The organism is Streptomyces sp. PsTaAH-137, assembly GCF_003259365.1.
GTDB lineage: Bacteria > Actinomycetota > Actinomycetes > Streptomycetales > Streptomycetaceae > Streptomyces.
Genome location: NZ_QLLY01000038.1, coordinates 1 through 10,828 on the forward strand (window position 1 = coordinate 1; position 10,828 = coordinate 10,828).

General features: G+C 69.5%; 13 protein-coding genes. 3 read left to right on the forward strand and 10 right to left on the reverse strand.

Going from position 1 to position 10,828, the window contains the following annotated elements; genetic code table 11:
- The 10 genes from K377_RS40000 to K377_RS40030 all read right to left on the reverse strand — a co-directional run.
- Window positions 1–299 (reverse strand): transposase (locus tag K377_RS40000; protein ID WP_146614849.1); only part of this gene is annotated, 299 nt, incomplete at its 3' end.
- A gap of 54 nt (window positions 300–353) precedes the next feature.
- Window positions 354–491, reverse strand: coding sequence for a hypothetical protein (locus K377_RS41950; protein ID WP_161195056.1), 138 nt, complete (start codon window positions 489–491; stop codon window positions 354–356).
- A 67-nt stretch (window positions 492–558) separates the two neighbouring features.
- Window positions 559–1,443 (reverse strand): hypothetical protein, encoded by an 885-nt coding sequence (locus K377_RS40005; protein WP_237551563.1) that lies wholly within the window; start codon window positions 1,441–1,443, stop codon window positions 559–561.
- Complete coding sequence (locus tag K377_RS40010; protein WP_111668568.1) at window positions 1,443–2,288, reverse strand: DNA-processing protein DprA; 846 nt, start codon at window positions 2,286–2,288, stop codon at window positions 1,443–1,445. The genes K377_RS40005 and K377_RS40010 overlap by 1 nt, the downstream gene beginning before the upstream one ends.
- Window positions 2,289–2,386: 98 nt before the next feature.
- Window positions 2,387–3,805: a ParB/RepB/Spo0J family partition protein gene (locus K377_RS41955; protein WP_161195057.1), complete on the reverse strand. Its 1,419-nt coding sequence runs from the start codon at window positions 3,803–3,805 to the stop codon at window positions 2,387–2,389.
- Between the two features lie 92 nt (window positions 3,806–3,897).
- Window positions 3,898–4,623, reverse strand: a complete 726-nt coding sequence (locus tag K377_RS41960; protein ID WP_161195058.1) for a hypothetical protein — start codon at window positions 4,621–4,623, stop codon at window positions 3,898–3,900.
- Between the two features lie 92 nt (window positions 4,624–4,715).
- A complete protein-coding gene (locus tag K377_RS41965) occupies window positions 4,716–5,156 on the reverse strand; it encodes a hypothetical protein (RefSeq protein ID WP_161195059.1) in 441 nt (146 codons plus the stop codon).
- Window positions 5,157–5,446: 290 nt separating this feature from the next.
- Entirely contained in the window at window positions 5,447–5,878 is a 432-nt protein-coding gene (locus K377_RS40020) for a hypothetical protein (RefSeq protein WP_111668570.1), read from the reverse strand.
- A gap of 49 nt (window positions 5,879–5,927) precedes the next feature.
- On the reverse strand, window positions 5,928–6,197 hold the full coding sequence (locus tag K377_RS40025) for a hypothetical protein (protein WP_146614850.1): 270 nt from the start codon (window positions 6,195–6,197) through the stop codon (window positions 5,928–5,930).
- A gap of 54 nt (window positions 6,198–6,251) precedes the next feature.
- Window positions 6,252–6,656 (reverse strand): hypothetical protein, encoded by a 405-nt coding sequence (locus K377_RS40030; RefSeq protein ID WP_111668572.1) that lies wholly within the window; start codon window positions 6,654–6,656, stop codon window positions 6,252–6,254.
- 208 nt (window positions 6,657–6,864) lie between these two features.
- Between K377_RS40030 and K377_RS40035 the strand changes: the two genes are divergently transcribed.
- The 3 genes from K377_RS40035 to K377_RS42640 all read left to right on the forward strand — a co-directional run bounded on the left by K377_RS40035 (window position 6,865) and on the right by K377_RS42640 (window position 10,525).
- The gene (locus K377_RS40035; protein ID WP_111668573.1) at window positions 6,865–7,839 is read left to right on the forward strand and encodes a replication-relaxation family protein; all 975 of its coding nucleotides are present in this window, start codon (window positions 6,865–6,867) and stop codon (window positions 7,837–7,839) included.
- Between the two features lie 1,209 nt (window positions 7,840–9,048).
- A complete protein-coding gene (locus tag K377_RS40040) occupies window positions 9,049–9,774 on the forward strand; it encodes a hypothetical protein (protein ID WP_146614851.1) in 726 nt (241 codons plus the stop codon).
- 178 nt (window positions 9,775–9,952) lie between these two features.
- Window positions 9,953–10,525, forward strand: a complete 573-nt coding sequence (locus K377_RS42640) for a hypothetical protein (protein WP_237551566.1) — start codon at window positions 9,953–9,955, stop codon at window positions 10,523–10,525.
- The last annotated feature ends 303 nt before the right edge of the window (window positions 10,526–10,828 follow it).

Genomic DNA, 10,828 nt, shown 5'->3' on the forward strand with positions numbered 1-10,828 from the left:
ATCGTGGAGTCGACGTTCACGTCCCAAGTGATCAAACCGGCGGCATCCGCCCGGGCCTGCAGCCCGGTCAGGACCGCCGACCAGACACCATCGCGCTGCCAACGACGGAAGAGCCCATAGACCGTCTGCCACGGACCGTACTCGGGTGGCAGATCCCGCCACGGCGCACCAGTCCGCACCCGCCAACGTATCCCGTCGATCAACCGCCGCCGTCCGAGCGACGGCCTGCCCAACACCGCGACCGGCAGCAACGGCCCCAGAACCGCCCACTGGCCATCTGAAAGATCCCCTCGCCCCACACCGAGATCATCACGGCACGAGGCGAGACACGGACCTCAGTTCTAAAACACGGCCTAGGCGTCCGGGTCGGGCTCGGGGGTGAGGTCCTCACCGACGAGGTGAGCGTCCGCAGGGGCTCCCAGGTTTTCCTCGAAGGCGGCGGGGCCGAGTTCGTTCTCCCACGCGCTCGGGCTGCTCAGTGATGCGGTCATGGTGTGACTCTCCTGTTGAAGTGGTGCTGGAACCGATCTGTGTGATCGGCGCAGAGGGTGACCGTGGCTAGCGCCGGTCCGGTGACTTCGGGTAGGGAGCGCGCGTCGGAATGCCCAACCGGATGCTCTCCCTCTTGCGGCGGTTCGTGCCCAGTCTGAAGACGTAACGATGGACGCCGCGGTGTCGATAGTTGCGCGCGCCTACTGCCTCCAGCGACTCACGAAGCCAGACTCGGGGATCGGCGCCGGCGCGCATCGGAGTTGCCCCCAGCTCGGTGAGAAGCCGCTCCGCGTATTCGTGGCCCTGCTCCTGGTCGCGTACCTTCTGGGCCATTCGCTCATTGAGCACCCTGCCATTCGGCAGCAGTTTTACGGTCCGGGGAGTTGCCCGGCCCATGTAGACGGCGTTCGTGGCCTGGTAGATCGTTCCAACGTGGCCGACTGCGACGGTCACACCCGACGCGTCCGTGCGGGGTACCGGGTCGGCGAACGAGACGATCCCCAAGACGCCACGGGCAAGGAGTACGTCGAAGCACCGGGCCAAGAACCAGCTCTCCGTGTTCGCCGGGCACTCGTCGAGAAGCACGAATCGCGAGCACTCCAGTGACTCGACGTAGGGCTCAAGGCCGGGCAACGGCAAGGTCAGTACCTCAGCGCGGACCGGTACCCCGAAAACAGCGACTCCGCACAGACGGGCATCGCCGGAGCCGAGGTCAAAGAGGCCGAAGCGGAAGCGTGCCACGGGGAACGTGCCGGAGTAGTGGTGTCCCACCACGAAGGCCTTCGCCTCCTTCTCGGGCAGCAGCTCGACCCCGTACCGGCGGGCATCAAACCCGCCCTCTCTGACATGGCGGAAGGAGTGACGGCGCCCGCTCCACCGTTGGCACCAGTCGGAGGCGGTGGGGATCTCGGCCAAGTCGTGGAACGGCAGGGCCTCTTGGGCGGCATACATCAGACGGCGTCCGAAAGCAGCTCGGAGGCGCGGGGGCACGGGCGGGCGTGGCCCTCGGCGAGCAGTCGGCGGCTGCCGGTGCTGCGCGGGTCGTCGGCCAGCTGCTGGGGGATGTACAGCGGCCGGTTCATGGCGCGGGCGGCGCGGGCGTACTCCATCGCGGGGGACCGCTCGATCGCTTCGACGAGTACGACGGTGCGGGCCAGTGCGACGGTGAGCCAGGCGGCGCGTCGCAGGCTTGTGATGGTGGTCGGTGTGTGCGCGGTGTGCAGGCTGATGACGCAGCCGTGGTCGGCGGCGCGGCGCATGATGCGGTCGTTGCTGTGGGGGTGGCAGCGGTCCAGGCCCCGGGGGATGACGGCGATGGTGCGGGCGGGCATGACTGCGTCCTGGGCGGCGGTCTCGACGCCGAGGGCGAGCGTGCTGGAGACGGTGTGGCCCTGGGCGGCGACGTCGTAGGCGAGCAGCGCGGCCTCGGTGACGGCGTGCTGGCTGGCGGCCCGGTTGCCGACGATGGCCACGGTGTTGCCTGTGGCGGCGTGGGTGAGGTCGCCGCGCACCCACAGTCCCAGGGGGCAGGCGGGACCCAGGTCGGTGAGCGCGGCCGGCCACTGACTGTCGGCGGGGGTGACGAAGCGGGCGGTGAGCTCTCCACGGTCCAGGACGGTCTCCGGGCGGTGCGGGAGCTGCCGGGTGTGGTCGCGGTATGTGTAGGCCTGCCAGGCGGTCACCGGGTCGAAGTCGGGGGACTGCGCGGCGGGGATCTCTTCGGGCGTGAGGTAGGCGGACAGGGCGGCGCGGGCGGCGCGCTGCCGGGTGGCCGGGGCAGCAGGGGTGGTGGGCACAGCAAGCCTCCTGGGCGGTGGGGTGGGTTCCAGCGGCGGCGCCAAAGGGCGGCCGCCGGGGGAGGGGGCGGGCCCGCACGGGCCCGCCCCGTGACGCGTCAGGAGGCGTCGGTGTCGGTGTAGTCGGTGCCGCTGATGATCGCGGCCTCGATCGGGGTCGGCTCGTAGCCCAGCTCGGCCAGGAACGTCAGATAGGCACGGGCGTCCTCGCGCCGATTGGGGGTGTCCCACTGCGGGTTGTCCGGGCGCCAGGTGTGTGCGGGCTCGATGCGCCGCTCATAGCAGGCGGCCAGGACGGCGAACTGAGTCAGGCTCAGGCGGGCGGGCGTCGCGCTGCCGGACAGCCACTGCGCGCGCGGGGTGTCGGGGCTCTTGCCGAGCAACTGCGCGGCGATTTTGGTTGTGGTGAGGTCACCGGACCACTTCTCCACGGGGGCGGGGCAGTCCAGAAGCTGCTGGGTCACCCACAGGGCGAGCGGCTTGGGCGCCGTCTTGCGGCCCAGGAGTTCGGTGAGCCAGTCACGGCGTCCGTCGGTCGCGACGCGGTAGGCCTTGGTGCCCGCCACCTTGGCCGCGCGCGGCAGACCGGTCTCGCTCTTGGCGGGAGTGGCGGCCTCGCTGGTGTCGTCCACGGTGACGACGTGGTGGCCGTTGGCGGCGGGGTCCAGGCACAGCGGGAACGTCGCGTCCCACTCATCGCCGTCCTCTTCCCACGTGACGCAGTGCCCGGGGCATCCCTGGTGCTCTTCCTCGGTGAGGTGGCGGCCGCCCTCCTCGGTGAGGAATTCCTCCAGCCCGATTGCGTTCGGCGGCAGGTTCTCCTGGTTCTCCCACAGCCGGATGCCCGCCTCCTTCAAGACGGCGGCGCGCGCGGTCCGCACGGTCGTGATCTCCCGCTCCTGGCGCTCGATGCGGGCCTGATGCATGAACCAGTGCCGGGAGCCGGTGTGCTGCATGATCCGCGAGACGGCGTCCGGGTCGTCGTCGAACTCGGCCAGGATGGCAAGCTGGTCCAGATCGACGGTGTAGGCGGCCTGGTCCAGGGTGGTGCGGGTCCGCTCGCCGATGCCCTTGGCGGCGCTGCTGGCGCGGGTGACCTGGTCCTTGGTGAGGCCGGTCCGCTTGGCGACCTTGGCGGTGCTCATTCCGGCGTCGAGTGCGCCGAACAGAGCGTCGGCCTTCTCCAGTTCGGTCAGTCCGCGCCGGTAGGCGTCCTCGTTCTCGATCAGCTGGTCGACCCAGTCCTCTCCGGCCTCGCGCAGTGCGGGGTCGAGGACCAGGGCGGGCACGGTGGCCCGGCTGGCCTTCTGGGCGGCGCCGAAGCGGCGGTGTCCGTAGCGCAGTTCGTAGCGGCCGTCCTCGGCGGGCACGACGACCAGGGGGACCCTGACGCCGTTCTCCTTGATGGAGGCGACGAACGCGTCGTCCAGGGCCAGGTCGCGGCGGACGTTGCCGGGGTTGGGGATGATCTGGTCGAGCTGCAGGGTGAGGGCCTGCAGTGCGGGGGTCTTGCTCACGTGTACTCCTGGGAAGTGCTCGGTGGGTTGACTGCCAGTCGGGTTGCCGCCCAAACTGACAGGGATAACTTTACGCGCTTTGATCGTGTAGGTCAACTCCGACTCTGGTCGGGCGTGTTGACGCGCCATCCCTGCTGCGAGCGGTACGACTCGTAGCGGGCGCGCGCCGCGTGCGCATAGGCGACCTCTTCCGCGGCCTGCATGTCCAGCGCGTGGACCGTGTGGACCTGCGGCTCCAGCACACGGCGGGCACGTGACTGCCGGATCACCTCGTCCACGCTGCGCCGTGCGGCCGTCCGGTCGGGAAGAACAGCCACGGTCCGGAGCACCTGGGTTCCGTCCCACACCGCCCAGTAGGGCTGGAAGTCCGCGACGGTGTGGGGCCGGGCCGGTGCGAGCGTGATGTCGGTCAACTGCGCGCGGGCCATCTCCAGCAGGCCGGCGACTTCTGCGGACGCGGGCCCCTTGCTGTGCGGGTTGCGGCTGAACCGGGCGTTGGCCTGCTCGCGCGCCGTGGCGTGCTCGACGGGAGCGAAAACGCTGATGATGCGGCGGGCCCAGGCGTCGCGCTCGTCGCACTGGCGGGTCGCCAGTCGGGCTGTGTTGGTGACCTTGGTGGTCGTCCAGCGCAGTGTGTCGGCTGCACAGGCGGTGCCGTAGTAGCTCACCCCGCCGCCCTCGTTCCCCTCGGCGTCCAGCGGGCACAGGGCGACCGTGCGTCGCAGGTTGGAGCGGCCGCAGCACTCGCACGTCGTGCATTCGTCGGTAATGCCCTTGATCTGCCAACGGGGCCGGGCGGCGTGGGTGTTGCTCTCCATGAAAGGCACGCTCCTCGTTCTGTCGGGTGGGGGAGGCGGCGCTGCGCGCGTCAGGCACCGGTCGGCCCTCCCGGGCCGACCGGTGGAAGGGGTTAGTGCCCGCAGTGCTTGCAGGCCGCCCGTCGGGGGTTGTCCCGGTAGGCGGCGTAGACGTCCTCCTGCTCGGTGACAGCCCACGCGCCGCGCGTGATTGCCTCCAGGCGCGCCCCCGCGATGGCGCTCGACAGGTCCGGCTGCGCGGTGTTCTCGTAGGTGTCGGCGATCGGGGACCACAGCCACGCGTCACCATTGCGGTCCAGCGGAGTGACGAGAGCGATCGGGCATCCGGCGGGGTTGCTCACCACGACCGAACGGATCTGCTCGCTGCCGTCGGCCTGGATGGTGAGGTGGCACCACAGCATCTCGGTGCCGATCTGGTGCCAACCCGTCCTGCCGGTCACGGACGCCTGGGCCATCGCGGCCGTCGCCTCCTCGGACTGGCACTTGAGGCGGTAGGTCTCGGTCTCGGTGAAAGGAACGGCGGTCGTCGTCATGAGGGTTTCTCCTGCTCCGTGATGGTGGGTTGGGGGGGGTGGGGGAGGCCGGTCCTTGCCGGGACCGGCCTCCCCCTGGCCGGTGTGTCAGCCGCGCTGGCGCGGCACGCGCCCGGTGCCGTTCTCGGGGCTGCGGCGCGGGGCGGGGATCTTCGGAACGACGGGCTTGTTGTGGTCGCCGGACATGGGGGCTCCTTCTTTCGGTGGTCCGCCGCGCCTGGTGGTGGCGGACCTGGTGGGTTGGAGTGGAGAGAATTGCCGCTCTCTCCAACGGGGATAACTTTACGCTCTTAATGGGTGGCGGGGAAGCGACCCGCCCAAAGATCCTCCAGTTCTTGCGGCCACGGACACCCGGCCTCGCACAGCTCGAAGTACCGCCCGCATCCGCAGCGCGGTGCAGCCTGCGTGACCTCCACACGCGCCCACGCGTGGCGGTGCAGAACGCGACCGTCCCCAAGGGTGATCTGAGTCCAATGGAGCATGTAGTCGCTCATCGTGTCGGCCACCGGGCCGTAGACCTCGTCGCGCGCCCCGAAGAACCGGAAGTGGTCTCCCAGCGCCAAATCCTTCGTGGTCGCGGCGTCTGCCTGGTGCCCGCGCCACACCTTGTCGGTCCTGCCGCTCTCCGCGTCCACGTGCAGAAAGCCGTACAGATCACGGACGTACGTGACCGCCAGACCGCACCTGCACTGCCCGTCGACCTTCACGCGCTTCTCGCTCACGGTCTCGCCCCTTCTCCGGGCGGGTGAGCCGTGGCTCACCCGCAGCCCGTCAGTCACCGATCGAAGACCGGGTCTCGGTCCCGCACGCCTTGCAGCCCGCGTAGTCGGCCCAGGGGTCCTGCCAGTTGGTGATGGGCCCCTTGCAGTCCGCGCAGCGCCGTACCGGCTGCGCCCGGTGCTCGGCGGTCTGCTGGGCGCCGTTCCGGCCGGCCTCCTCGTCCACGTGGACCCAGCGCCACTCGTACGGGGACGACTTCTCCACGGCGGCCCCGCACTCGGCGCAGTTGCGGACCAATTCGACTCGTACTTGCTCAGGCATTGCGCATCCTCCTGTGTGGAAGGGGGGGCGGCCCGGTGGCCGCCCCCGGCGGTGTTATCGGCAGAACGCGATTCCGGCCCGGAAGTCGGTACCGGGCATGGGCGGCAGGAGGTCGCCGTCGGGCGCGGTGCAGTGCGCGGCGAAGATTTCCCCCGCCGTGGTGGGCTGCGGCCAGTCGCCACGCAGCGCCCATCCGCGCAGGATGTCCGGGTCGCCGACGGTGCGCACCGCCATCCCTCCGAGCCCGATGCCCCGAATCGCCGCCTCGGCCAGACACCTGCCGTACTCGCCGGTCCGGTCCTCGCCGTCGACCAGGGAGGCCAGGCTGTCGGAGCGCGAGATGACTCCCTCGTCGGTGTGGACAACCAGGGACAGTGAAACGCGGTGGTCGCCGTCGCCGAGCGCGTCCAGCAGCCGGACGAACATGTTCAGGCCGTGCGGGTAGCGGGTCACGGTCAAGGTCTTCTCCCTCGTTGCAGGTGGGTTGGCGCCGAACCGGGTTGCCGCCCGTTCCGACATGGATAACTCTACATGCTTTGGGTTCTTCACGCACCGACACGCCCAGCAGGGCCCGCCATCCCTCCACCCGTCGTGCCGCACCCCTCCCAACAGGCCCTGACAGACTGAGGAAAGAGCCAACCGGTGAGCGGGGAAACGGAGCCAGAAAATGCCGAAGCAGAGCACACGCTGGCCGTCCGGCTCCTCAGCGGCACTGCGAGAAGACGTCCTGCGCGTCCTGGGCGTACTCAAAGTCGCCACAGCCGACCAGATCCAGGAACTGACCCGCCCTCACCTGACCTACCGTCACCCCACCAGCGTCGCCATGCGAACCAAGGCCCATCGAAACGCCGCGCTCGACCTCGCCCACCACGACCTGACCCATTCCGAAGGCGCCACCCGCGAGGGCCGCAAACTGTGGGGACTGACCCCCGCCGGACTACAGGCCGCCGCCCAGGCACTGGGCCGCCCCGCAAACTACATGGGCTCCACGGCCAGAGGAGCGGCCGCACACGGCGCGGCACACGCCATGGCCGTCAACACCACCGCCCTGGCGCTCCTGCAACCTCGCCCCACCGAAGCACAAGCGGCCACCCTGCCCGCCGTCGACCAAAACCTCATCGCCCACCGGCCACACGGCATCGGCGAACTCGACGCCCTGGCAACCGAGGTGTCCCTTCCCACCGCCGGAACAGACGGGGCTCCCGCCCGGGGCAGCGCACAAGCTGACCTCGTCCTCACCGCCCCCGAACACGGGCTGCCCGCCCTCTTCGTAGAAGTCGACCGGGCAACCATGACGCCGGAACGCGTAGCCGCCAAAATCCACCGCTACAACGCCTACTTCAACCGCACGGACAAGCAACTCACCTCCACCTGGCGACAGCGATGGAACGCACCCACCGGACACCCCGTCGTAGCCTTCGTCCTCACCGGGCCCAGCCAGACCACCGTCATGAACCGCTCCCGCGACCTCATGAAACTGCTCCGCGAATGCGAGGCACCCTTTCCCGTCCTCGGCGTCCCACTGCAGCGTCTGGCCGAGCGCGGACCCTGGGGCGACACATGGTGGAACGCCGCGCGCGGCGGCGCCCCTGCGCCCCTGGACGTGGCACTACAGCCCGAGTCCACGAACACCACCCCGTAGGACCCCGCAGGCCCTCTTCCGGCGCTACCACAGGGGGAGCCATAGGGGGTACCACAGGGGGTACCAAACCCACTACCACCCCACGCTGAGCCGAAACGGCATACGCCCTGGTCAGCGCCGTATCCAGCGCGCACCACCCGCCCCGACAACCCCTCACACGCACCCACCGACCGTCGGTAGCCCAGAAAAAGGAGAAGAAAGAAAAGGACTGGGCAGGACGGCCGGTGCGCGCGTGCTCGGGGTCCGGACCCAGCCGCAGGGGCGTCTTCTCTTGCGCGTCGGCGGCGCCTCCGCGCGCCACGGCCCGGAAGAACCGGGCCGCAGCATGGAACCACCCCAGCCCATGCACCGCGACCAGCGGCACGACCGAGAACGGAGACGAGCCGGCCCCGCGCGACGGCCTGGCAATGACAGCTGCACCGGACCATGGCGCGCGGGCCAGAAACCCGCGCGCAGCAGCGCCCCGCCATAAGAAAAAGCCGGTGCCCCTCAGTCCGCCGAAGCGGGTGGCACGGGGCACCGGCCAACAGGAAAGCCTCCGAAAAGGAATCCACCACCAGCATAGCCCGCCCTGGAGAGGCGCTCCGGCGGCGCGCTGCGGCTCTCTGACGGCCTGTCGACGCCCGGGCACCCACGAGGGAGCAGCACGGAGCGAGGGGCGCAGCAGGGCGCAGCACAGCCCTTTTAGGAGGGGTGGGCGGGGCTGGGCGGCCCACCAGCCGCCGCCACGCGCGGCAGGGCCCGCTCCGCGGTCCCTGCGGGCTGCCTCCGGCATCCCGGCGCGTGCTGCGGGTCCCTGCGCTCCGCGCAGCAACCCTTGCCTGTCGCTGCTCCGCAGCACCCGGGCGTCCCGGCTCCGCCGGGAAAGCGGCCGGTGAACCGCCCAGCCCCGACTACCCCTCCTAAAAGAGCGAGGTAAAGCAATTCCAGTCCAAATAATCAATTAAAAAAGGTCTACCCGAAAGGGCCTTTATGGGCCCGATTTCATGGATCTTCACTGCCTAATTCGGTATTGTTTCTCTTGCCGGGAGGGAGTGGCACCCAAACGGCAAACAGGAAAGAGCACAAAACCGTAAAGGAAAAACAGTGGAACAGCAGACGACGCGTTACGTCATTGGCAAGCGCGACGCCTCCGGCTCGTACCCGGTCGCAGTCGACGGAACGCCCTTCGGCACCATCTACCGCCGACATGGCGCATGGTTCGCGAACATGCCCGGACACCGAATCGACCGCCGTTTCTCCAACGGCGTCAACGGAGTTTCCTCGGGACGATTCGCCGCCGCCCAGCACTTCGTGGAGCTGGCCGACCAGGGCAAGCGCCCCACCATCGCGCAGCAGGCCACGACGACCCACCAGAGCCCGCGCACCGGATTGCACCGCATCGTTGCGGGCACCGACACCTACGCGCACCTCGTGCCCGACCTGAAGCTGAGCCTCGCCAACCTCGTTCGGGCGGCTGAGGCCATGGCCCGCCTCGCGCAGCTCGGCTGGGTCCCGCTCGCGGGCTACCCGGGCGCTGACCAGCCCTGGCACATGGAATGCCGCCTCTGCGGCTGGCAGGGTCACCGCTTCTGGAGCCACTGGCGCGGCCGCAACGGCAACGGCATCCCCCGCCCCGTGAACCGGCACCCCGGATGCATCCCCGTCGCCGACCACGCCCAGGCGCTCGTCAACCTCGCGGCCGAGCGCCGCCACACCTGCCCCTGCCCGCAGGCACACCCCACCGACTACGCCAGCGCGCGCGGCGTCCTCCTCACCGCGCGCCGCATGATCACCGAGGACGGCACCACGGCCCACCCGGACTACGCGCGCCGCATCCTGGAGCCCTGCCCGGCCGCGACGCTCCGCGCCGAGTCACTGCGCGAAGCGCTCGTCTCGCTCACCCAGCTCCGGCCCGCCTGGAGCCGTCCCAAGGGCCAGCAGACCACCCGCTGACTCACCGGATCACCCACACCGTGGGAGGCCCGCACAGGGCCTCCCACGCCCCTCCAGCCGATCGGCCGGCATCAGCCTGCCCACACGGCACCTCCCCGCGCCGACAGGCGAGTTGAGCCGCCCTCACAGGGCCTGCGCTCCTCCCCGCACCCCGCGCGCTCACCCCCGAGGAACCCCTGTGATCCCGTTCAAGGCCACCGACGAGCAGCGCAACACCTACACCCGAGCCATCATCCGCACGTGGACCACCGCCACGCCCGACCAGGAGCGCCGAGGACGCGACTGGTACGTCACCGCGCACGAGTTGGCCGTCACCATCGCGGCCGGAGACGCGAGGAAAGGCGCGGGCGTACTGGCCGCACTCTCCGCCAACAAGGGTTGGGCCGAGAACTGCCGAATCGCAGAGAAAGCCTTTCAGGAAGGAAAGGCCACCGGACACGTCCGGGATGCACTCACCAAAGCAGATCGCATCATGGCAGGCACCGACCCCAGTACGGTCCTGCCCATGCACCTCAAAACCGGGCACTTCTACCGCTGCATCGCCGAACCGCAGAACGCGACCTCAGTGGTAATCGACCGGCACGCGCACGATATCGCCGTACAGGAGATCTACGGGCAAAGAGACCGAGGATTGAGCACACAATCCCGGTACGACGTCCTAGCCGACTGCTACCGTGCTGCCGCACAGGAAATCGGTGAACTGCCCAGCATCATCCAGGCCGTTACCTGGGTCGCCCACATCGAACGCTGACGGGGATACGGGCCGAACCCAGCAATCATCCCGCACCGGAAATGACACACGCACTGAAACCTCCGCGCCGAGGTTTCAGTGCGTGTGGTGGTGGTAGGTTCTGAGTCCATAGTCCATCCGGGCATCAGGTTTGACACACAGGGTTTTTGAGGGTGTGTCAGGTTCCGGCAGGCGCCTCCGCTTCGCTGCGGCTCCGGCCTCCGGCTGGTGCGTAGTTGCCGGATCGCGGAGCGATCAGGCCCCTGACCAGCGCGGAGCGCGGGTCAGGAAGGGGCGGCGCGGAGCGGCGACCCGCCCCGGGCG